Annotated in this window: 18 protein-coding genes; 16 read left to right on the forward strand and 2 right to left on the reverse strand. The window is 70.5% G+C overall.

Going from position 1 to position 21784, the window contains the following annotated elements:
- The first annotated feature begins 236 nt into the window (after window positions 1-236).
- Both ispG and RWS82_RS03295 read left to right on the forward strand, forming a co-directional pair.
- Window positions 237-1367 (forward strand): flavodoxin-dependent (E)-4-hydroxy-3-methylbut-2-enyl-diphosphate synthase, encoded by a 1131-nt coding sequence (ispG, locus tag RWS82_RS03290; protein ID WP_314648172.1) that lies wholly within the window; start codon window positions 237-239, stop codon window positions 1365-1367.
- A gap of 8 nt (window positions 1368-1375) precedes the next feature.
- Window positions 1376-2242 carry a hypothetical protein gene (locus tag RWS82_RS03295; protein WP_314646873.1) on the forward strand — a complete coding sequence of 289 codons (867 nt, stop codon included), beginning with the start codon at window positions 1376-1378 and terminating at the stop codon, window positions 2240-2242.
- A 25-nt stretch (window positions 2243-2267) separates the two neighbouring features.
- Here RWS82_RS03295 and RWS82_RS03300 read toward each other — a convergent pair whose 3' ends face one another.
- Complete coding sequence (locus RWS82_RS03300) at window positions 2268-3686, reverse strand: RNB domain-containing ribonuclease (RefSeq protein ID WP_314646874.1); 1419 nt, start codon at window positions 3684-3686, stop codon at window positions 2268-2270.
- Between the two features lie 62 nt (window positions 3687-3748).
- On the opposite strand from RWS82_RS03300, the gene RWS82_RS03305 reads away from it, so the two are divergent.
- The 8 genes from RWS82_RS03305 (at window position 3749) to RWS82_RS03340 (ending at window position 14530) form a co-directional block, all read left to right on the forward strand.
- On the forward strand, window positions 3749-4519 hold the full coding sequence (locus RWS82_RS03305) for an isocitrate lyase/phosphoenolpyruvate mutase family protein (protein ID WP_314646876.1): 771 nt from the start codon (window positions 3749-3751) through the stop codon (window positions 4517-4519).
- A gap of 47 nt (window positions 4520-4566) precedes the next feature.
- The gene (locus RWS82_RS03310) at window positions 4567-6324 is read left to right on the forward strand and encodes a proline--tRNA ligase (RefSeq protein ID WP_314646877.1); all 1758 of its coding nucleotides are present in this window, start codon (window positions 4567-4569) and stop codon (window positions 6322-6324) included.
- 100 nt (window positions 6325-6424) lie between these two features.
- Window positions 6425-7465, forward strand: a complete 1041-nt coding sequence (locus RWS82_RS03315) for a TIGR00730 family Rossman fold protein (protein ID WP_314646880.1) — start codon at window positions 6425-6427, stop codon at window positions 7463-7465.
- A gap of 93 nt (window positions 7466-7558) precedes the next feature.
- Window positions 7559-8542, forward strand: coding sequence for a transcription termination factor NusA (gene nusA / locus RWS82_RS03320; RefSeq protein ID WP_314646883.1), 984 nt, complete (start codon window positions 7559-7561; stop codon window positions 8540-8542).
- Window positions 8543-8603: 61 nt separating this feature from the next.
- A complete protein-coding gene (locus RWS82_RS03325) occupies window positions 8604-8876 on the forward strand; it encodes a YlxR family protein (protein WP_314646886.1) in 273 nt (90 codons plus the stop codon).
- A gap of 59 nt (window positions 8877-8935) precedes the next feature.
- Window positions 8936-11689 (forward strand): translation initiation factor IF-2, encoded by a 2754-nt coding sequence (infB, locus tag RWS82_RS03330; protein ID WP_314646888.1) that lies wholly within the window; start codon window positions 8936-8938, stop codon window positions 11687-11689.
- Window positions 11690-11823: 134 nt separating this feature from the next.
- Complete coding sequence (gene rbfA / locus RWS82_RS03335) at window positions 11824-12252, forward strand: 30S ribosome-binding factor RbfA (RefSeq protein ID WP_314646889.1); 429 nt, start codon at window positions 11824-11826, stop codon at window positions 12250-12252.
- A 118-nt stretch (window positions 12253-12370) separates the two neighbouring features.
- Window positions 12371-14530 (forward strand): LuxR C-terminal-related transcriptional regulator, encoded by a 2160-nt coding sequence (locus RWS82_RS03340; RefSeq protein WP_314646891.1) that lies wholly within the window; start codon window positions 12371-12373, stop codon window positions 14528-14530.
- Window positions 14531-14535: 5 nt separating this feature from the next.
- Here the strand turns inward: RWS82_RS03340 and RWS82_RS03345 are convergent, their stop codons facing one another.
- On the reverse strand, window positions 14536-15435 hold the full coding sequence (locus RWS82_RS03345; RefSeq protein WP_314646893.1) for an A/G-specific adenine glycosylase: 900 nt from the start codon (window positions 15433-15435) through the stop codon (window positions 14536-14538).
- Window positions 15436-15501: 66 nt separating this feature from the next.
- Between RWS82_RS03345 and truB the strand changes: the two genes are divergently transcribed.
- The 6 genes from truB to RWS82_RS03375 all read left to right on the forward strand — a co-directional run bounded on the left by truB (window position 15502) and on the right by RWS82_RS03375 (window position 21782).
- A complete protein-coding gene (gene truB, locus RWS82_RS03350; RefSeq protein WP_314646895.1) occupies window positions 15502-16395 on the forward strand; it encodes a tRNA pseudouridine(55) synthase TruB in 894 nt (297 codons plus the stop codon).
- Window positions 16392-16760: a hypothetical protein gene (locus tag RWS82_RS03355; RefSeq protein WP_314646896.1), complete on the forward strand. Its 369-nt coding sequence runs from the start codon at window positions 16392-16394 to the stop codon at window positions 16758-16760. Before truB ends, RWS82_RS03355 begins: the two co-directional genes overlap by 4 nt.
- Window positions 16761-16815: 55 nt before the next feature.
- Window positions 16816-17253: a hypothetical protein gene (locus RWS82_RS03360; RefSeq protein ID WP_314646898.1), complete on the forward strand. Its 438-nt coding sequence runs from the start codon at window positions 16816-16818 to the stop codon at window positions 17251-17253.
- A complete protein-coding gene (locus RWS82_RS03365; RefSeq protein ID WP_314646899.1) occupies window positions 17250-18203 on the forward strand; it encodes a bifunctional riboflavin kinase/FAD synthetase in 954 nt (317 codons plus the stop codon). Before RWS82_RS03360 ends, RWS82_RS03365 begins: the two co-directional genes overlap by 4 nt.
- A 199-nt stretch (window positions 18204-18402) precedes the next feature.
- Entirely contained in the window at window positions 18403-20547 is a 2145-nt protein-coding gene (locus tag RWS82_RS03370; protein WP_314646902.1) for a DEAD/DEAH box helicase, read from the forward strand.
- A gap of 206 nt (window positions 20548-20753) precedes the next feature.
- Window positions 20754-21782, forward strand: coding sequence for a 6-phosphofructokinase (locus tag RWS82_RS03375; protein WP_314646904.1), 1029 nt, complete (start codon window positions 20754-20756; stop codon window positions 21780-21782).
- Window positions 21783-21784: the final 2 nt, after the last annotated feature.

The following is a 21784-nucleotide window of genomic DNA, read 5'->3' on the forward strand; positions in this document are numbered from 1 at the left end:
TGGGAGGGGCTCCGGCTCGGCAACGAAAAGACCGCCCCGGAGGCGGTCTGGATTCGTGGGAACGCGAACACACCGCCTAGGAGGCGGGCCACCAGGTGACGTTCGTGCGCATGGGGCGAAACTACCACACGGGGCGAGAGGCGATGCTCCGACGCCGGCGGGGATCATGCGTGCGTATACAGCCTTCGCCCGCGCAGGCGGCGTAGGCTGAGGATGTGCCAGCCGTGAACCTTGGGATGCCCAAGATCCCCGAAGTCCTCGCCCCGCGACGGAAGTCCCGCCAGATCAAGGTGGGCAAGGTGCTCGTCGGGGGAGACGCGCCGGTCAGCGTGCAGTCGATGACCACGACGAAGACCACCGACATCAACGGCACCCTGCAGCAGATCGCCGAACTCACCGCCTCCGGGTGCGAGATCGTGCGTGTCGCCGTCCCTTCGCAGGACGACGCCGACGTGCTGCACATCATCGCGAAGAAGAGCCAGATCCCGGTCATCGCCGACATCCACTTCCAGCCGAAGTACGTCTTCCAGGCGATCGACGCCGGATGCGCGGCGGTACGGGTGAATCCCGGCAACATCCGCAAGTTCGACGACCAGGTCGGCGCGATCGCCAAGGCCGCGCAGGATGCGGGCGTCTCGCTGCGCATCGGCGTGAACGCCGGGTCGCTCGACCGCCGTCTGCTCGAGAAGTACGGCAAAGCCACGCCCGAGGCGCTCGTCGAGAGCGCCGTCTGGGAGGCGTCGCTCTTCGAGGAGCACGACTTCCACGACTTCAAGATCTCGGTCAAGCACAACGACCCGATCGTGATGGTCAAGGCGTACCGCCAGCTGGCGGAGCGGGGCGACTGGCCCCTGCACCTCGGCGTGACCGAGGCCGGACCGGCGTTCCAGGGCACGATCAAGAGCGCCACGGCGTTCGGCATCCTGCTCGGCGAGGGCATCGGCGACACCATCCGGGTCTCGCTCTCGGCCCCGCCGGCCGAAGAGGTCAAGGTCGGCCACCAGATCCTGCAGTCGCTCAACCTGCGCGAGCGCAAACTCGAGATCGTGTCGTGCCCGTCATGCGGTCGCGCGCAGGTCGATGTCTACACGCTCGCCGAAGACGTCACCGAGGGGCTCAAGGAGATGACCGTGCCGCTGCGCGTCGCCGTGATGGGCTGCGTCGTGAACGGCCCGGGCGAGGCCCGCGATGCCGACCTGGGCGTCGCATCCGGCAACGGCAAGGGGCAGATCTTCGTCAAGGGCGAGGTCATCAAGACCGTGCCGGAGGCCGACATCGTCGCGACCCTCATCGAAGAGGCGAACCGCCTCGCCGACGAGATGGGACCCGAGGCCCCTCTCGGCACCGCACAGGTCGTCACGGCCTGAGCGCGCCGATGAGCATCCAGCCGACCCTCGTCTCGTTCGCCGGTGGGGCCACCCGCGGGGAGAGCGTCGTCACCCGGGTCGAGTCCACCCCTCAGGGGACGGCGGTCGTCGTCGCATCGACGCCGTTCCACCCGGTCGACCACACCTGGCCCGATCAGCCCGGCGACGCCGGGGAGATCATCGGGGGAGACCAGCGCGTGCCGGTGACCGAAGCGGTCATGGCTGCGGTCGGCCCCGAGGGGCAGTTCGCCGTCGGCACCGACATCCCCGTGCGCCGTGGCACCGAGGGCTGGGTGTGGCTCGTCGCGCATCTGCTCGATGACCCCGCTCCGGGCTGGATCGCTGAAGGGGCGCAGGTCGGGCTCGAGGTCGACGATGAGCGGCGCGCCGGTCTGAGTCGCGGGCACACCGCGTGCCACCTGGCTTCGCTGGCTCTCGATCTCGCGCTCGCCGACCTGTGGCGGAAGGACGCGGGTGAGGACGCTCTCGGGAATCCCGACTTCGAGGGGCGGGCGAACCAGTCCAGTCGCATCCACGCCGACGGCAGCGTCGACGAGTACCGTCTCGGCAAGAGTCTGCGACGCGCCGGTTTCGACACCGAGACCTTCGCCGCGACACTCGCCGAGCGTGAAGAGCGGGTCAACGCCCAGCTCGCGCACTGGGTGGAGTCGGCGGCGGCGAGCAGCATCGAGACCGATGGGCCGACCATCACCGACCGGCGGCGGTGGCGCTGTGTGCTTCCCGAAGGGGAGGCGATCATCCTCTGCGGCGGCACGCACGTCGAGTCGCTCGGCTCGTTTGCGGGCATCCGCGTACAGCTCGACCTGAGCGACCCGCAGCTGCTCGTGATGACCACCACGGCGACCCCGGCCTGAGCAACCGGCGCCGTCGGAGCGGCGATCAGATCGAGAACACCACCTCGCCCCGGGAAATGTCGGTGCTCTCCAGCCGCAGGACCACCGTGTCGCCCACGCGTGCGTCGGGAGCGACCGGGGCCGTCGCCGTCACCGGCGGGTCGGACAGCTGCACGGTCGCCCGGTCCTCGCCGCGCCGCGCGATCACCGTTGCCGACAGCTCCCTGCCGACCAGCGGCTGCAGGAGGGCCGCCTCGACAGCGTTCACTGTGGCGGTATCCAGGCGCGAGGCGCGCTGACCGGACGCCTGCATGAGCGCGGGCAGTTCGTCCAGCGACTCCCGAGCCCACTCCGGCGCGGGCCGCCCCTCGGCGACGGCGAGGCAGATCGCCAGACCCCACCGATCCACGAGCCGACGCAGAGGCGCCGTCACGTGAGCGTAGGGAGCGGCGATCGCCGCTTGGCGCGTCTCGGTCGGAGCCGTCCCGTCGAACGCGACGTACCCGGCCCCGCGGAAGAGCGCCGCCGCGGCCTGCAGCACGGGAAGAGTCAGGGGATCGGAGCGGTCGAGTCCCGCGAGGTACTCGCCGTACCGACCGGCTTCCCACGGCCGCCCCAGCACCCGCGTCTGCGTGCGGAAGGCCTCGAATGCCGCCTCGTCGGGCTCGGGCATGGTCCGCAGGATGCCGACGCCCGCGCCGAGCATCATCTCGGCCGCCGCGATACCCGTCATGAGGGAGAGCTGGGCGTTCCAGTCCTCGACGGGGAGGGGATGGCGGCGTTCGATGGCGTACGCGCCGTCCTCCGATCGCACGATCTCCTCATCCGGGAGGTTCAGGCTCGCCCCGCCACGCTCGCGTTCCTGCGCCAGCCGCAGGCGGCCGATCTCCGGCAGCAGTTCCGCGAAACCGGCGTCGCCGCGTTCGATCGCCGCTTGCGTCGTCACATAATCCAGCTGCGCACGCGACCGGATGAGCGCGCGTTCGAGACGGGTGTCGACGACGGCACCCGCAGCGTCGAGATCGAAGGACCAGACCAGGGCGGTCCGGTCGACGCCGGGGAGGAGCGAGACCCGGTCCTCGCTGAGCACCGGGGGATGCAGGGGGATCGTGCCGTCCGCGGCGTACAGGGTCTGTCCGCGACGACGAGCCTCCGCATCGACCGCCCCTCCTGGGTGCACGAACCCCGGCACGTCCGCGATCGCGTAGTGCACCGTGTACCCGTCGCCGCGCCGCGCGAGGTGGAAGGCCTGGTCGAGATCACGGGCACCGGCGGGGTCGAGCGTGGCGAAGGGCACATCCCGCAGATCCCGGTCGGCCGATGCCGCGTGCGCGGACCCCGCCTCGTCGAGCACCTCCTGCGGGAACTCGAGCGGGGCATCCACCTCGGCGCGGAGCGCGGCCAACGCCGCGGCGAGTTCGGTCCGGGAAGCCGAGGACGAGACGTGCGTACGACGCTGGGGCATGCGTCCACCCTAGGCGGGCGGCCTCGGCCCGCCGCATGCCGACGGGCGTTAGCGTGGAAGGCATGACCACCGCATCGAAGGCCCAGACCCTCGTCGACCTCTACCACGCCCCCGAGATCCTCCGCGTCGTGAACGTGTGGGACGTCGTCTCCGCGCGCGCCGTCGCGAACCTGCCCGAGACCCGGGCCATCGCCACCGCAGGGCACGGCATCGCCGCCTCCTACGGCTACGACGACGGCACGACACCGCGCGACGTCATGATCGACATGGTCGGGCGCATCGCCGCATCCGTCTCGGTGCCCGTCACGGCCGACCTGGACGACGGGTACGGTGACGCGGGCGAGACCACGCGCCTCGCCATCGCCGCCGGCATTGTCGGAGCGAACGTCGAGGACCGGCTGAAGCCGCTCGACGAGTCGGTCGCCGTCGTCGAGGCGATCGTGCGCGCTGCCGAGGCCGAGGGCGTCCCCTTCGCGCTCAACGCCCGTACAGACGCCTTCGTGCGCGGCGGGTCGCGTCCCGTCGAGGAGAGCATCGCCGACGCGATCCAGCGCGGTCGTGCCTTCCTCGACGCGGGGGCCACCTCGGTGTTCGTTCCCGGCATCCTCGACGCGCACGTCACCCGCCGTCTCGTCGAAGGGATCGGCGACCGCAAGGTCAGCGTGATCGGGCTCCCCGGCGCGCTCGCCGCGTCGGAGTACGAGAAGCTGGGCGTCGCGCGCATCTCCTACGGGCCGCTCCCGCAGCGGGTCGCTCTGACCGCGCTGCAGGAGCTCGCCGCGGACCTCTACCAGGGCGGCGTCGTGCCCTCCGGTCTCCCGGCATTGAACTGATCGACGCACCGCAGAGGCGGGTGACCGCGGGTCACTAGACTTGGCCCGTGGTCACTCGTCTCTCGAACTTCTTCCTCCGCACCCTCCGCGAAGACCCTGCCGGCGCAGAGGTCGCCAGTCACAAGCTGCTGATCCGCGCGGGCTACATCCGCCCGCAGGCAGCCGGCATCTTCGCCTGGTTGCCGCTCGGACTGCGCGTCAAGGCGCGCATCGAGAAGGTCGTGCGCGAGGAGATGGCGAACGCCGGCGCGCAGGAGGTGCACTTCCCGGCCCTCATGCCCCGCGAGGCGTACGAAGCGACCGGCCGCTGGGACGAGTACGGAGACCTGCTGTTCCGCCTGCAGGACCGGAAGGGCGGCGACTATCTCCTCGCCCCCACGCATGAAGAGGCGTTCACGCTGCTCGTGAAGGACCTCTATTCGTCGTACAAGGATCTCCCTCTGACGATCTACCAGATCCAGGACAAGTACCGCGACGAGGCCCGCCCGCGCGCCGGTCTGCTCCGCGGTCGGGAGTTCACGATGAAGGACGCCTACTCCTTCGACTCCTCCGACGCAGGCCTGGACGCCAGCTATCAGGCCCAGCGCGACGCCTACGAGCGCATCTTCCAGCGCCTCGGGCTCGAGTACGCGATCGTGCAGGCGGATGCCGGAGCGATGGGCGGCTCCCGCAGCGAGGAGTTCCTGCACCCCACGCCGGTCGGCGAGGACACCTTCGTCCGCAGCGCGGGCGGGTACGCCGCGAACGTCGAGGCGTTCACGACCGCGGTGCCGGAGGCGATCCCGTTCGACGCCGACGCAACCCCGGTGATCTTCGACTCGCCCGACACGCCGACCATCGAGACGCTCGTCGCGCACGCGAACGCCGTGCTCGGCGGCGAGTACACCGCCGCCGACACGTTGAAGAACGTCGTGCTGGCGCTCACCCACCTCGACGGCACCCGCGAGCTCGTCGTCGTCGGCATCCCCGGCGACCGCGAGGTCGACGAGAAGCGTGCGGAGGTCGCGTTCGCGCCGGCCGAGGTCACGACGGCGACGGCCGAGGACTTCGAGAACAACCCGCTCCTGGTGAAGGGGTACATCGGTCCGTGGTCGCCCACCGGCGCGGTGCTCGGTGAGGAATCCGCCACGGGCATCCGTTATCTCGTGGATCCGCGCGTGAGCGAGGGCACGAGCTGGATCACCGGCGCGAACATCGACCAGAAGCACGCGCACTCGGTCGTCGCGGGCCGGGACTTCGAGGCCGACGGCATCGTCGAGATCGCGAACGTCCGCGCCGGCGACCCCGCCCCGGACGGCTCGGGTCCCGTGGAGCTCGCGCGCGGCATGGAGATCGGTCACGTCTTCCAGCTCGGCCGCAAGTACGCCGAGGCGCTCGGACTCAAGGTGCTCGACGAGAACGGCAAGCTCGTCACGGTCACGATGGGCTCGTACGGCATCGGCGTGACCCGCATCCTCGCGATCATCGCCGAGCTGAACAACGACGAGAAGGGCCTGATCTGGCCGACGTCCGTCGCACCGTTCGACGTGCAGGTCGTGGCCGCCGGACGCGATCAGGTCGCGTTCGACGTCGCGACCGAGCTGTCGGCGTCGCTGGAGGCCGCGGGACTCGACGTGCTCTACGACGACCGCCCCAAGGTCTCGCCCGGGGTGAAGTTCGGAGACGCCGAGCTGGTCGGTGTCCCGTGGATCGTCGTCGTGGGCCGCGGGGCCGCCGACGGTCAGGTCGAGCTGTGGGATCGCGCCGGGGGAGTGCGCGACGCCGTCTCGGTCGACGAGGCTCTCGCGCGACTGACCGCACGCTGATCGCGGGGCGCGGGGAGTGCGGCCGGGCCGCGCCCCCCGCTGCTCCCGCCCGCGGCGTTGCGGGTCGAGCTTCTCGGGCGCGGCGTGACACGCTGGGGGCATGATCGACGAACCGCTCCCGCAGGCGCTCAGCGCCGAGATCAACGCCGTCCTCGACGAGGCGGGCGTGCACACCGATCGTCGGCTGGTGATGCGCATGCTGCGCACGGCCATCCTCTTGGGCGAGGACGGCACGAGCCGACTCGACCTCAAGATCGCCTCGGCGGCTCTCGCGGAGATGCGCGACGCCTTCCGCCTGTTCGCCCCGTTCCACGGCGTGCCCAAGGTCACCGTCTTCGGCTCGGCGCGCACGCGCACCGACGATCCGCTGTACGTGCGTGCGCGGGACATGGCGGCCGCGCTGGCGACCGACGGTTGGATGGTCGTCACCGGCGCCGGGCCCGGCATCATGCAGGCCGCCGCGGAGGGGGCCGGTCCCGCGCTGTCGCTCGGCGTCTCGATCCGGCTGCCGTTCGAGGAGAAGCCCAACGGCATCGTCACGGGGCAGGATCAGGTCGTGGCGATGAAGTACTTCTTCACGCGCAAACTCATGCTGATGAAGGAGTCGCAGGGCTTCATCTGCCTGCCCGGCGGTTTCGGCACGCTCGACGAGATGTTCGAGCTGCTCACGCTGCAGCAGACGGGGAAGGCCGAGCCGATGCCGATCGTGCTGCTGGACCAGACCGGCGGAGGGTTCTGGCAGGGGCTGCAGGACTTCATCGACGAGCACCTCGCGCCGGCGGGCGTGATCTCACCGGGCGACTTCGATCGGGTGCTCGTGACCGACTCGGTGGAGGAGGCGCGGGCCGAGATCACCGGCTTCTGGCGCAACTACCATTCGCTGCGGTGGATCGGCGACCGGCTCGTGCTGCGTCTGCGTCATGTGCCCACCGACGACGAGATCGCCCGACTGAACGACGACTTCGCCGCGCTCGTGTCGGAGGGGCGGATCGAGCGCGCCGAACCGGGCGCGCCCGAGGTCGCCGACGGCGACGCTCTCGACCTTCCGCGACTCGCTCTGCACCTCGGTCAGCGCGAGGTCGGCAACCTCTTCCAGCTGATCCGCGGGGTGAACGCGCTGCCCTCCGCCGCCGGGCGCTGATGCCGCGTGGCGGCCCGCGCCGCGGCACGGTATCGTTGTACGGATGTGGCGCGTGATGTTTCCGCGCGACGAGAGCTGAATAGGGAGGCCGTCATGGACATCGAACTGAGTCTGCTGCGAGGGATCGAGAAGGAGAAGGGCATCCCCTTCGACGAGCTCGTCTCCATCATCGAACAGGCGATCCTGACCGCGTACTCCAAGCACATCTCCGCGGAGGGCGACCTCCCCGAGGGTGTGCGCGTGGACCTCGACCGCAAGACCGGTCACGTCGCGGTGCTGCAGCCGGTCACCGACGACGAGGGCGCGGTCGTCGGCGAGGAGGACGCCACTCCGAGCGACTTCGGCCGCATCGCGGCGTTCGCGGCCAAGCAGGTCATCAGCCAGCGTCTGCGCGACATCGCCGACGACGCGGTGCTCGGAGAGTTCCGCGGCAAGGAGGGCGACATCGTCGCCGGCGTGATCCAGCAGGGACCGAACCCGAAGATGATCCACGTCGACCTCGGCTCGGTCGAGGCGATCCTTCCTCCCGAGGAGCAGGTGCCCGGCGAGGAGTACCCGCACGGCGCGCGCCTGCGCGTGTACGTGACCAGTGTGGCGAAGGGGCTCAAGGGTCCGCAGATCACCGTCTCGCGCACCCACCCGGGTCTCGTTCGCAAGCTGTTCGCGCTCGAGGTCCCCGAGATCGCCGCAGGACTGGTCGACATCGTCTCGCTGGCCAGGGAGGCGGGTCACCGCACCAAGATCGCGGTGCGCGCGAACGATCCCGCCATCAATGCCAAGGGCGCCTGCATCGGTGAGCTCGGACGCCGCGTGCGGGCCGTCACCGAGGAGCTCAACGGGGAGAAGATCGACATCGTCGACCACCACCCGGAGCTCGCGGCGTTCGTCGCGAACGCGCTCTCGCCCGCGAAGGTGACCAGCTCGTTCATCCTCGACGCGACGACGAAGGCCGTCCGCGCCCTCGTCCCCGACTACCAGCTGTCGCTCGCCATCGGCAAGGAGGGCCAGAACGCCCGCCTCGCCGCGAAGCTGACCGGTGCGAAGATCGACATCCAGCCGGACAGCGTGCTCGACTGAGCGTCCGAGGGCCGTCCGACGCGCACCGCGCGTGCGGATCCCGATGAATCCCAGGTGTAAGATGGAACCCGTACGAACGTGCGTCGGTTGCCGCACGCGTGCTTCCCGCTCCGCCCTGATCAGGGTGGTGTCCCAGAACGACATCCTCGTCATCGACGAACGAGCCGTCCTGCCGGGGAGGGGCGCGTGGGTGCATCCGACGCAGGAATGCATGGATGCCGCGCTGCGGCGCCGTGCTTTCGGACGAGCACTCCGTGTGTCCGCCGCAGTGGACACGCAGACCATCGAGAAACGGCTGAACGGCTATGGAAACAAAGTGAACGGCTCGAAATGAGACCCGTCCGCGACTAATGGTCTGCCCTGTCTGGGCAGACCGCCCCAGACAGGAGAATTGTGGCTGGTAAACCACGCGTACACGAGATCGCCGCTGAACTCGGCGTCGACAGCAAGGTCGCACTTGCGAAGCTGAAGGAGCTCGGCGAATTCGTCAAGAGCCCCTCGTCCACCGTCGAGCCTCCCGTCGCCCGCAAGCTGCGCGCGGCGATCGAGGCCGACCCCTCGCTCAAGGGCGGAGCGGAAGCCGCTCCGGCCGCGAAGCCCGCTGCCGCGAAGCCGGCGGCGAAGTCCGGGCCGACCCCGGGCCCGAAGCCCGGTCCCAAGCCCGCGCCGGCGGCTCCCGCCGCCCCGGCCGCTGAGGCTCCCGCGGCTCCGGCCGCCGAAGCATCCGCGGCACCCACCCCCGGCCCGGCGGCTCCCGCCGCGCCCAGCGCTCCGACCCCCGCGGCACCCAAGCCCGGCGACTCGGGTGCTCCCAAGCCGGGCGCTCCGCGCCCCGGCAACAACCCGTTCTCGTCGGCGCAGGGCATGGGGCAGCGTCCCGCGGGCCCGCGCCCCGGCAACAATCCCTTCGCCTCGGCGCAGGGTATGGGCCAGCGTCCCACGCCCGGCAACATCCCGCGTCCGCAGGCGCCTCGCCCCGGTGCCCCGCGTCCCGGCGCCCCGCGTCCGGGCTCGCCCCGTCCGGGTGCACCCCGCGGCGGTCAGGGCGGTCGCCCCGGCGCACCGTTCCAGCAGCGTCCCGGCGGTCCCGGTCGTCCCGGCGGTGCCGGTGGCGGTCCCGGTGCCGGCGCGCGCCCCGGTGGTGGCTTCGCCGGTCGTCCCGGTGGGGGCGGCGGTCGTGGCCGTGGTCCCGGTGGTGGCACCGCCGGTGCCTTCGGTAAGGGCGGCGGCAAGAGCAAGCAGCGCAAGTCGCGGCGGGCGAAGCGGCAAGAGTTCGAGATGCGGAGCGCCCCGGTCGTCGGTGGCGTCAACGTCACCCGCGGTAACGGGGAGATCATCCGCATGCGCCGCGGCGCATCGATCGCGGACTTCGCCGACAAGATCGAGACGCTGACCGGCTACACCGTGCAGCCGGGCACGCTCGTCACCATCCTCTTCAACCTGGGCGAGATGGCCACGGCCACCGAGTCGCTCGACGAGGCCACCTTCGAGGTGCTCGGCGAGGAGCTCGGATACAAGATCCAGATGGTCTCGCCCGAGGACGAGGACAAGGAGCTCCTCGAGGGCTTCGGTCTCGACCTCGAGAAGGAGCTGGAGGAGGAGAGCGAGGACGACCTCGAGATCCGTCCCCCGGTCGTCACCGTCATGGGTCACGTCGACCACGGTAAGACGCGCCTGCTCGATGCGATCCGTCAGACCAACGTCATCGAGGGCGAGGCCGGCGGCATCACCCAGCACATCGGTGCGTACCAGGTGTGGACCGAGCACGAGGGCATCGAGCGCGCCATCACCTTCATCGACACCCCGGGTCACGAGGCCTTCACGGCCATGCGTGCCCGTGGTGCGCAGGTGACCGACCTCGCGATCCTCGTGGTCGCGGCGGACGACGGCATCATGCCGCAGACGGTCGAGGCCCTGAATCACGCGCAGGCGGCGAACGTGCCGATCGTCGTCGCGGTCAACAAGGTCGACAAGCCCGAGGCCAACCCGGCCAAGGTGCGTCAGCAGCTGACGGAGTACGGACTGGTCGCCGAGGAGTACGGCGGAGACGTCATGTTCGTCGACGTGTCGGCTCGCGCCGGTTCCGGCATCCAGGAGCTCCTCGACGCCGTGCTGCTCACGGCGGACGCGGGTCTGGACCTCACCGCCAACCCGAACAAGGCCGCTCGCGGTGTCGCCATCGAGGCGAAGCTCGACAAGGGCCGCGGTTCGGTCGCCACGGTGCTCATCCAGTCCGGAACGCTCCGCGTCGGAGACGCGATCGTCGCCGGCACCGCCTATGGCCGCGTGCGTGCGATGGCCGACGAGAACGGCGAGCAGGTCCTCGAGGCCTACCCGTCGCGTCCCGTGCAGGTGCAGGGTCTGAACTCGGTGCCCCGCGCCGGTGACGTGTTCATCGTCACCGAGGAAGACCGCATGGCCCGTCAGATCGCCGAGAAGCGTGAGGCCGTCGAGCGTAACGCCCAGCTGGCCAAGGCCCGCAAGCGCATCTCGCTCGAGGACTTCACCCGTGCTCTCGAAGAGGGCAAGGTCGAGTCGCTCAACCTCATCATCAAGGGTGACGTCTCGGGTGCCGTGGAGGCGCTCGAGGAGTCGCTGCTCAAGATCGAGGTCGATGACTCGGTGCAGCTGCGCATCATCCACCGTGGTGTGGGTGCGATCACGGAGTCCGATGTGAACCTGGCGACGATCGACAACGCGATCATCGTGGGCTTCAATGTCCGTCCCGACACGAAGGCGCGCGAGCGGGCCTCCCGCGAGGGCGTGGACATCCGGTTCTACTCGGTCATCTACAACGCGATCGACGAGATCGAGAACTCCCTCAAGGGCATGCTCAAGCCGGAGTTCGAAGAGGTCCAGTCGGGTGTCGCCGAGATCCGCGAGGTGTTCCGCTCCTCGAAGTTCGGCAACATCGCCGGTGTCATCGTGCGGTCGGGAACGATCACGCGAAACGCGAAGGCACGCGTCATCCGCGACGGTGTGGTCATCGCCGACGGTCTGGCGATCGAGTCGCTGCGCCGGTTCAAGGACGACGTCACCGAGGTCCGCACGGACTTCGAGGCGGGTATCGGCCTCGGCAAGTACAACGACATCCAGATCGGCGACGAGATCGAGACCACCGAGATGGTGGAGAAGCCTCGCGGCTGATCCTCGTTCAGTCGCTCCGGCGATGGATGCCATTGGGAAAACGGGAACCCCCAAGACCCCGACTATCCCGATGGCATCCATCGCCTCCGCTACAGTCCTGAGCCGCTGCGGCGGTGGAAGAGAGAGAACCAAGCATGGCTGGAGAACGACAGGCACGCCTCGCCGACCGGATCCGCGTGATCCTCGCGGAGCGGCTCGAGAAGGGGCTGCGCGACCCGCGGCTCGGATTCGTGACGATCACCGACGTGCGGGTGAGCGGCGACCTCCAGCACGCATCCGTGTTCTACACGGTGCTGGGCACGGAAGAGGAGCGCATCGCCAGCGGCGCGGCGCTCGCCTCGGCGACGGGCATGCTGCGCAGTGAGGTGGGGCGGCAGCTGAGCACGCGTCTCGTGCCGACGCTCGAGTTCATCCTGGATGCACTGCCGGAGAACGCCGACCACATCACGGCTCTGCTGCGTGAGGCGCAGGAGCGCGACGCGGAGGTCGCCAAGCTCGCCTCCTCCGCCTCGCACGCCGGCGACTCAGACCCGTACGTGCGCAACGAGGAAGACGACGCGTAAGGGTCGGCGACCGCGCGGAGACGCGTAGGGTATATCGGCTGCCGATGACCGGCATCCGGCTGCATGATTGCTAGCTTCGCCGAGGCGGGAGGACTCCCGCCTCGGCGAGGGGCACGTCATGCAGGCAACCGTGAATTCGTACAGCGCGCCGACGGACGACGTCGGCGCGCTGTTGCGGCGTCTGAGCGACCTGGGCACGCCCTGCGCGCCGCATGTGCTCGCCCGCCTTCGCGTCGAGGTGGAGGACGACGACCGGGCGATCGTGGAGGTCGCGGCGCGACTGACCTCGACGCAGCGCAATGGGCTCGCGCCGCTGCCGTCTCCGCTCCCTGCGACGCCGGCGATCACGCAGGCATTCCGGTCCCTCGATCTGACGACGCGCGATCGCGTTCTGCTGTTCGCCCTCTCCGTTGTGCTCAACGACGAGCTCGAACCGCTGCTCGCCCTCGACGGCCGGGATGCGGCGGAGGTCGGTCGCTCGGCGATCGGCGACCTCGTCGAACTTCGCGCGGGTCGCATCCGCCTGGCCGACCGGAGGCTCGCCCCCTGGATCGCCGAGAGGACCCCGGCGTCCGAGGCCGCCCTGATCCACGAGCAGCTGCACCGGGTGTTCCAGGCTCGCGGTCGTACGACCGCGGCGGCCTGGCACCGGGCGCGGGCGAGCCTGCACGCCGACGCATCCGTTGCGGCCACCCTGGTCGGGGCGGCGAGGGGGGAATCCGAAGCGGGTCGCAGCGATCGTGCCCTCCTGCTCGCCCGCGAGGCCGCCGCGCACGCGAACGGGGCGGTCCTCGACGAGGCGCGGCAGGTCGCCGGCGCGGCCGCCGTCGCCGGAGGGTACGCGGCAGAGGCGAGCGGCTGGCTGGCGCCCCTCATGTCGGAGGGGGCGGAGACATTCCGCCTCCGCGGTCTCGCCGCCTTCGTCATCGCTCAGGCCCACCTCCATGGATCGGTGCCGAGCATCGACCCCGCGACCATTCGTCCTCGCTCCGACGCCGCTGAGGACTGGTACGCGTCGGCCCGAGCTGCCGCCCTAGCCGCGGCGCTCTGCGCTGAGCGCGGCGACCGGCGGGGGATGCGTCGGTGGGCGGGGATCCTGCACGAGTCCGCCGCCCGCGTCGGCGTCGAGCGCTCACTGGGAGACCCCACCGTGGCGTTGAGCTGGATGCTCCTCGGCGAGCCGGACGCTCCGGAGGCGCGGGGGACCGGACCGGTGACCGGCGTGCTTCTCCGCGCCCTGACGGCCGCGGTCGAAGGCAGGGTGGACGACGGCATCCGTCTGCTGGCCCACGGCGCGTCCCTCGGCGGCGACGTGGATCCGCTCGTGGAGGGTTTCGAGCGCAGTCCCGTCGTGGCCGCGTATCGCGCGGTCGCGCATGCCCTCCTGATCCTCTGGCGGGGAGACGTCTCCACCGCGCGCGACCGGCTGCTCGCTGCGGCGCAGTCGCATCCGATCTCGGTGCCGTTCGCGGGACTCGGCGTCGTGCTCGCCAGACGCCTCGACCTCGCGGTGCTCGGACACGTCGGACCGGTGGCCGCGGCGCTCACCGCCGCGCTGCCCCCGCCGCGACGGATCGACGTGCTGCTCGACCGGGCCATCGAACGTTTTCTCGCCGGCGACTTCACCGCCGCCGCCGAATCGTCACGGTTATGGCGCGACACGGGGAATGCGGGACCGACCCTGGCGGTGCCCGGCCTGGAGGAGGTCGGTGGCCCGTCGACGCCCGACGACGAGAGGCCGATGATCGCCCCGCCCGATATGCGTGAGACGCAGAGGTTGCTGCAAGGGATCGCGGCCGTCCCCGAGGCGCGGTGGACGGCCGAGCGGAGCGACATCGCGGATGCCGCGCGAGGGATCGCCTCTCCGTTCCTCCGTGCCCGCGTGGAGGCGATGCTCGGTGTGCGCTGCGCGGTGGCGGGCGAGGATGCGGATGCGGGCGAGCATCTGCGTGCGGCGTCGCGGCTGTTCGAGCTGAGTGGTGCGCGGGCGTGGCAGGTCGCGACCGAGCGTCGTCTCGACCGGCTCGTCGGGCTGCCCTCGTCCGTGGCCGACCCGCTCGCCGCGTCACGTGCCGCGTGGGCGCCGTATCTCACCGCACGCGAGCTGGATGTCGCGATGCGGGCCGCCGCCGGCGCACCCAACCGCGACATCGCGCACGCCCTCTCGATCTCGGTGCGCACAGTCGAGGTGCATCTCGGCCGGGCGTTCACGAAACTGGGCGTGCGGTCGCGCGTCGAGCTGACGGTGCGCGCCCACCGCATGGGACGGCTGCTCTAGCGGGTTCACCTGGGCAGGCGGAGCAGCCCGTCTTCGGCCTCGGCGAGTCCGTCGGCGATGAGCGAGTCGATGGCGCGGTCGCGTTGGAGCGGGTCCGGCCAATCGGGCAGCATGCGCTCGAGCGACACGGCTGCATCCGCCTCGCGGAGGATGCGCAGCACCGCGCCGCGGGCCTGCCGGTCGGACCCCTCGTAGCCGGCCTGTCGCCGCCGCGTGTCGGGGGTGTCCGGCCGGCCGTCGGCGAGCCAGGCGCAGGACGCGGCGAGGGGGCAGCTCTCGCATCGAGGGGCGCGGGCGGTGCAGATGGTGGCGCCGAGCTCCATTGCGGCGGCGTTGAACACCGCGGCCTCCCGGTCGTCGGCGGGGAGCAGCGACTCCATCAGAACGAGGTCGCGGCGGGACGCGGCGGAGGGATGCGCGCGCCCCTCGACGGCACGCGCCAGCACCCGCCGGGTGTTGGTGTCGACCACGGGGTGGCGCTCCCCGTAGGCGAAGACCGAGACGGCGCGTGCGGTGTAATCACCGATCCCCGTCAGCGCGAGCAGTGCGTCGACGTCGGAGGGGACGCGGCCGTCGTGCAGCCGGACGATCTCCTGGGCGGCGCGGTGCAGCCACAGCGCGCGACGCGGGTAGCCGAGGTTGGCCCACTGCTGCACGACGTCGGCTCCGGACGCAGCGGCGAGAGCCGTCGGCGTCGGCCACCGGGCGAGCCACGCGTCGAGGAGCGGGATGACGCGGGCCACCGGGGTCTGCTGCAGCATGAACTCGCTCACGAGCACGCCCCACGCGCCGAAATCGTTATGGAACGCCGTGCGACGCCACGGCAGGTCGCGGGCGGCGGAGCGATACCAATCGCCGAGCGCCGACGCCGGAATCCGTCCGGGGGTCGTCTCGGTAGCAGGCATCCCCTCCAGCGTATGCGAGCCTGCAGTGGGACGCGGGCCAGGCGTCCGTCGCCGTAGGCTGGAGGGATGGTTTCGCCCGGCATCCTCCTCGTCGACAAGCCCGCAGGGCTCACCAGCCACGACGTCGTCGCGCGCACACGTCGCGCCCTCGGCACGCGCAAGGTGGGCCACGCCGGCACGCTCGACCCCATGGCGACAGGGCTGCTCGTGATCGGTGTCGAAGGCGCGACCCGTCTGCTCACGTACATCGTCGGCGCGGACAAGACGTACGAGGCGACGATCCGTCTCGGCGCGACCACCACGACCGACGATGCCGACGGCGACATCGTCGATCGCGCGGCGCCCGATGCGTGGGGATCCGTCACGGACGAGCGCGTCGCTCAGGGGATCGGCGCGCTCACCGGCGCGATCTCGCAGGTTCCCAGTTCGGTGTCGGCGATCAAGGTCGATGGTCGTCGCGCCTACGACCGTGTGCGCGCGGGGGAGGAGGTCGTTCTCGCCGCCCGCGACGTCGTCGTCTCCCGCTTCGACGTCACCGACGACCGCGCGACCGACGGCTTCCGCGATCTGGACGTCGTCGTCGAATGCTCATCGGGGACGTACATCCGGTCTCTGGCGCGCGACCTCGGTGCCGCGCTCGGCGTCGGCGGTCACCTCACCGCGCTGCGACGCACGCGCGTCGGGGCGTTCGACGTGGCGGATGCCGTCGGCATCGACGCCCTCGACGGCGCGCCTCTGCTCACCCCCGCAGCCGCGGCCGTCCGCGTCCTTCCGTCGCTCGAAGTGTCCGGCGACGAGGCCCGCGACCTGCGCCACGGCAAACGCCTGCCCGGTGCGGCAGAGCGTCTGGAGGGGGGCCAGGCGGCCGCCATCGACGACGAGGGAGTGCTCGTCGGAGTGGTGGAGAAGCGCGGCGCCGACATCAAGAGCGCCATGAACATGCCGGAGGTGGCCCGATGATCCTGTGGTTCACCCTCGTGCAGCTGGCCGTCGCGATCGCTGCCGGCCTGTTCTGCGTGGTCGCTGGCCTCGCCGGTCGCCGGCCCAGCGACTGGTCGGTCGGTGCCCTCGCGGTCGTCGAGGTGCTGCTCGTCGCGCAGATCGTGATCGCGATCGTCGCTCCGCTCGCCGGGAACCCGCCCACCGGTGATCTTCTCGAGTTCTGGGTCTACCTGGTGTCCGCCGCGCTGCTGCCGATCGGCGCCGTGCTCTGGGCGTTGATGGAGCGCAGCCGATGGAGCACCGTGATCCTCGGTGTGGCAGCGATGGCCATCGCCGTCATGGTCTGGCGGATGCACGTCATCTGGACCGTGCAGGTCGCCTGACCCCGCTCGCATGCGGGCGAGCGGTGCGCCGCGCGCATCTAGGATGGAATGCGCTATGAGCACCTCCGCCCCCACCACCAGGATGACCGGCATCGGCCGCGTCCTCGTGATCGTCTACGCCGTCATGGCGCTCGCGGCGACCGGCCGCAGCTTCGTGCAGATCGTCCGCCGGTTCGACGAGGCACCGCTCGCCTACTCCCTCTCGGCTCTCGCCGCCGTGGTGTACATCCTCGCGACGCTCGCCCTCGTGCTCGCCCGCCGTCGCGGGTGGTACACGGTGGCCTGGGTCGCCATCGTCTTCGAGCTGACCGGGGTGCTGGTGGTGGGCGCGCTGAGCCTGGTGCTCCCCGAGTTGTTCCAGCACGAGACCGTGTGGTCGCTCTTCGGGCGGGGATACCTGTTCATCCCGCTCGTGCTGCCGGTCTTCGGCATCTGGTGGTTGCGCACGCACCGTCCCGCTCCGGTGAACGCGGGCACCGAGGTGCCGGCGTGATCGTCTTCCGCGACCCGTCCGAGGTGCCGCACGACTTCGGTCCGAGCGTCGTGGCGATCGGCAAGTTCGACGGGGTGCACGCCGGTCACCGCGCCGTGATCCGCCGCCTCGAGGAGCGCGCGGCCGAGAGCGGCGCCCGATCCGTCGCCGTCACGTTCGACCGCAACCCGCTCGCCGTGCTGCGGCCGGACCGCTGCCCGGAGAACGTGGTGACGGTCTCGCGCAAGATCGAACTCCTGGGCGAGCTGGGGCTCGACGCGACGCTGCTGCTCACCTTCGACGAGGAGCTGGCCGCCCTGAGCGCCGAGGACTTCGTCTCGCGGATCCTCGTCGACGCGCTGGGGGTGTCGACGGTCCTCGTGGGCGAGGACTTCCGGTTCGGCCATCGCGGCGCCGGAACGCCCGACCTGCTGCGCACGTTGGGGCCGCGGTACGGCTTCACGGTCGAGGTCGTCGACGATGTGTACCTCGAGGGGTCGGACCGGCGGGTGTCGTCGACGTGGATCCGCGAGCTGCTCATGGCGGGCGACGTGGTGGCGGCGTCGCGCGTGCTCGGACGATTCCCCGATGTTCGCGGCGTCGTCGTGCACGGTCTGAAACGCGGACGTGAACTCGGATTCCCGACGGCGAACCTGTCGCCGATCGTCGATGCCTTCGTGCCGGCCGACGGCGTCTATGCGGGATGGCTGGTCGACCACGACACCGGGATCCGGCATCCGTCGGCGATCTCGGTGGGGACGAATCCGACGTTCGACGATGTGCTCGAGCGCCAGGTCGAGGCGCACGTGGTGGGCGAGACGGGCCTCGACCTGTACGGCCACGATGTGACGGTCGAGTTCGTCGAGCGGCTGCGCGGCATGGTGGCGTTCGAGGGCATCGAGAAGCTCAAGCAGCAGATGGCGGCAGACGTCGACGACGCCGAGCGCGTGCTGCGCGACACGAAGGCCTGAGCACGCCGCGCGGCGAATGCCCGCCGCATCCCGCCCGGATGGCGTAGAGTGGGTGCAGCTTCCTGCGGTCCTCGGGCGTCTCGCTCGTCACCGTCGGAGGCGGAGATCTACCGTCCGCACGGTCCTGGCTCGTGCCACACGCGGACATCGAGAACGCCGGGTCCTCCCAGATGGTCCGGCCTTCAGGCTCAGGAGGAGCATGCCGACCACGGCACCCGCCGCATCGCGGCGCAAGAAGTCGTCCCGTCGTGATGACGAGGCGCCCCTCATCCCGATCCTCGCGCGCAAGGTGCGCGAGATCGAGGCGAAGTCCCAGCGCGGCAAGCTGGGACCGACGAACCGCGTCAAGTTCCAGGTGATCGCCTTCCTCGTGCGCGAGGAGCGCGCCAGGGTCAAGGCGGATGCCGAGCTCGCTGATGCGGCGCGCGTCGAGCTGCTCAAGCGACTCGACGGCGTCGCGACGATCCTCGCCAAGACGGCCGCACGCGACACCTCGCTCATCCAGTTGCTGGAGGCCGACCAGGCCACCTCGCCGGTCGCCAAGCGCATGCGCCGCGACTGGCTGCTGGAATCGGGGGCCGAGCTGCCGCCCGAGGAGCTGATCATCGCCGACATCGCACCGATCCAGGTGCCGGTCGTGCCCGCCGCGATCGCCGAGCGGCAGGTGACGCCGCCCTCGGTCGAGTCCCGCCAGCTGGCGAATCCCTTCCTGGCCCCGGATCTCACCCCGCGCGCCACATCGACGCCGCGACGACGTCTCGACGGCTGGGAGCTCATGGGCCCCCTTTACAAGGCGTTCGAGAGCGGAGCGGGCGGCTCCGCGGCCAGCATGGACCTTCCGCCGGTCCCCGAGTACGACCATGTGTCGCCGAAGGGCCGCGAGCTCATGGTGCACCAGTCTCGCTTCCTCGAGGCCGTGCGGCAGGGGCATCGGAGCTTCCTGCTCGCCGACGAGCCCGGTCTCGGCAAGACGGCCCAGTCCGTCCTCGCCGCCTCCGTGGCGGGGGCGTACCCGCTGCTCGTGGTGGTGCCGAACGTCGTGAAGATGAACTGGGCCCGCGAGGTCGAGCGATGGACGCCGCAGCGGCGCGCCACCGTCATCCAGGGCGACGGCGACGACATCGACGCCTTCGCCGACATCTTCATCGTCAACTACGAGATCCTCGACCGTCACCTGTCGTGGCTCGCGTCGATCGGCCTGCGCGGCATGGTCGTCGACGAGGCCCACTTCATCAAGAACCTGTCGTCGCAGCGCTCGCAGAACGTGCTGTCGTTGGCCTCTCGCGTGCGCGAGCGCACACCGGGCGGCAACCCGCTGATGCTGGCGCTCACGGGAACGCCGCTTATCAACGACGTCGAGGACTTCGACGCGATCTGGCGTTTCCTCGGGTGGACCAACGGCGAGAAGCCCGGGCCCGAGCTCATGGAGAAGCTCGACGCCACCGGGTTCACTCCGGCCGACAAGGCGTTCTATCCCGAGGCGCGAGATGCCGTCATCTCGATGGGCATCGTGCGGCGCAAGAAGAAGGACGTCGCGGCCGACCTCCCCGACAAGCTCATCGCCGACCTGCCGGTGCAGCTCGACGACGAGTTCGGTCGGAGCATCCGTCAGGCCGAGCGCGAGCTGGGGGAGCGCCTCGCCGCTCGGTATCGCCGCATCATCGAGGCGCGCGGGGACCGCGGCCTCGCACCCGGCGAGATCGACGACGACATCGTGCGTCTCGTCGCGCAGAACGAGCTCGAGGAGTCGAAGTCCGCGGGGACCGGCGGCGACAACGTCTTCACCATGGTCCGCCGCATCGGCCAGGCGAAGGCGCATCTGGCGGCCGACTACGCGGCTCAGCTGCAGCGCTCGGTCGGCAAGGTCGTGTTCTTCGCCAAGCACATCGATGTGATGGACCAGGCCGAGGCGCACTTCGCGTCGGCGGGCATCCGCTCGGTGTCGATCCGCGGCGATCAGTCGACCACCGCTCGTCAGCAGGCGATCGACGACTTCAACGGCGACCCGCAGGTCGGGATCGCGGTGTGCTCGCTCACGGCCGCCGGCGTGGGGCTGAATCTCCAGGCTGCCTCGAACGTCGTGCTCGCCGAGCTGTCGTGGACGGCGGCGGAGCAGACCCAGGCGATCGACCGCGTGCACCGCATCGGTCAGGACGAACCCGTCACGGCCTGGCGCATCATCGCCGCGCACACGGTGGACGCGAAGATCGCCGAGCTCATCGATCAGAAGCAGGGGCTCGCGGCGCGCGCCCTCGACGGTGAGGCGCTCGACGAGGTCGCGGCGGAGCCCGTGCAGCTCGGAGCCCTCATGCACCTCCTCCGCCACGCGCTCGGCGGTGCCTGAATCACGTTAAGAATCGCGCTTCTTCCGGCCTCTCGGGGCCGAGGAAGCGCGATTCTGCGTTTCCAGGCCACCCCATCGCGCACGGGCCGTCAAAATCGCTCGTTTTCGCGCGCCCCGAATGGCGCCCGGACGACGCTTGCCGCTAGTGTCGATCGCAGGCAGCGTCGCCGCGTCCCGTACCTCCCCGAACCCCCGAAGGCAGCAGCATGAAGATCGGCATCCTCACGAGCGGCGGCGACTGCCCCGGACTCAACGCGGTCATCCGCGGCGTCGTGCTGAAGGGCACGGAGACCTACGACATGGAGTTCGTCGGCATCCGCGACGGCTGGCGCGGTGTGGTCGACGCAGACTTCTTCCCCCTGACCCGACATGAGGTGAAGGGGCTCTCCAAGGTCGGCGGCACCATCCTCGGCACCAGCCGGACCAACCCGTACGAGGGTCCGCGCGGCGGTGCCGAGAACATCGCGAAGACGCTCGCCGCGCACGGCATCGACGGCATCCTGGCGATCGGCGGAGAGGGCACTCTCGCCGCGGCCAACCGTCTCGCGAACGACGGCATCAACGTCATCGGCGTGCCGAAGACCATCGACAACGACCTGCGCGCGACCGACTACTCCTTCGGCTTCGACACGGCGGTCAACATCGCGACCGACGCGATGGACCGCCTCCGCACGACGGGCGACTCGCATCAGCGCTGCATGGTCGCCGAGGTCATGGGGCGCCATGTCGGATGGATCGCACTGCACGCCGGGATGGCCGCGGGTGCCCATGTGATCTGCATCCCCGAGGTGCCGATGTCGATCGACGAGATCTGCGCGCTCGTGTCGAGTGCGCACGACCGCGGGCGCGCGCCGCTCGTCGTCGTCTCGGAGGGCTTCACGCTCACGGGCATGGAGACGGCCTACAGCGACAAGGGCCTCGACGCGTTCAACCGCCCGCGCCTGGGTGGGATCAGCGAGGTCCTCGCTCCGGAGATCGAACGCATCACCGGCATCGAGACGCGCTCCACGGTTCTCGGCCACATCCAGCGGGGCGGCTCGCCGTCGGGCTTCGACCGCGTGCTTGCCACGCGACTGGGGCTGCACGCCGCCGATGCCCTGACCGACGAGTCCTGGGGCCAGATGGTGTCGCTCCGCGGCACCGACATCGTGCGCGTGCCGTTCGCCGAGGCGTTGGGCGAACTGAACACCGTTCCGCGCAGTCGCTACGACGAGGCTGCTGCCCTCTTCGGCTGAAC

This window comes from uncultured Microbacterium sp. (assembly GCF_963528945.1).
Classification (GTDB): domain Bacteria; phylum Actinomycetota; class Actinomycetes; order Actinomycetales; family Microbacteriaceae; genus Microbacterium.

Bases quoted from the DNA above. Each gene is read 5' to 3' on its own strand.
- ispG (WP_314648172.1), top strand. From the start codon at position 237: ATGCCCAAGATCCCCGAAGTCCTCGCCCCGCGACGGAAGTCCCGCCAG.
- RWS82_RS03295 (WP_314646873.1), top strand. From the start codon at position 1,376: ATGAGCATCCAGCCGACCCTCGTCTCGTTCGCCGGTGGGGCCACCCGC.
- RWS82_RS03300 (WP_314646874.1), bottom strand. From the start codon at position 3,686: ATGCCCCAGCGTCGTACGCACGTCTCGTCCTCGGCTTCCCGGACCGAA.
- RWS82_RS03305 (WP_314646876.1), top strand. From the start codon at position 3,749: ATGACCACCGCATCGAAGGCCCAGACCCTCGTCGACCTCTACCACGCC.
- RWS82_RS03315 (WP_314646880.1), top strand. From the start codon at position 6,425: ATGATCGACGAACCGCTCCCGCAGGCGCTCAGCGCCGAGATCAACGCC.
- nusA (WP_314646883.1), top strand. From the start codon at position 7,559: ATGGACATCGAACTGAGTCTGCTGCGAGGGATCGAGAAGGAGAAGGGC.
- RWS82_RS03325 (WP_314646886.1), top strand. From the start codon at position 8,604: ATGGAACCCGTACGAACGTGCGTCGGTTGCCGCACGCGTGCTTCCCGC.
- rbfA (WP_314646889.1), top strand. From the start codon at position 11,824: ATGGCTGGAGAACGACAGGCACGCCTCGCCGACCGGATCCGCGTGATC.
- RWS82_RS03340 (WP_314646891.1), top strand. From the start codon at position 12,371: ATGCAGGCAACCGTGAATTCGTACAGCGCGCCGACGGACGACGTCGGC.
- RWS82_RS03345 (WP_314646893.1), bottom strand. From the start codon at position 15,435: ATGCCTGCTACCGAGACGACCCCCGGACGGATTCCGGCGTCGGCGCTC.
- truB (WP_314646895.1), top strand. From the start codon at position 15,502: ATGGTTTCGCCCGGCATCCTCCTCGTCGACAAGCCCGCAGGGCTCACC.
- RWS82_RS03355 (WP_314646896.1), top strand. From the start codon at position 16,392: ATGATCCTGTGGTTCACCCTCGTGCAGCTGGCCGTCGCGATCGCTGCC.
- RWS82_RS03360 (WP_314646898.1), top strand. From the start codon at position 16,816: ATGAGCACCTCCGCCCCCACCACCAGGATGACCGGCATCGGCCGCGTC.
- RWS82_RS03370 (WP_314646902.1), top strand. From the start codon at position 18,403: ATGCCGACCACGGCACCCGCCGCATCGCGGCGCAAGAAGTCGTCCCGT.
- RWS82_RS03375 (WP_314646904.1), top strand. From the start codon at position 20,754: ATGAAGATCGGCATCCTCACGAGCGGCGGCGACTGCCCCGGACTCAAC.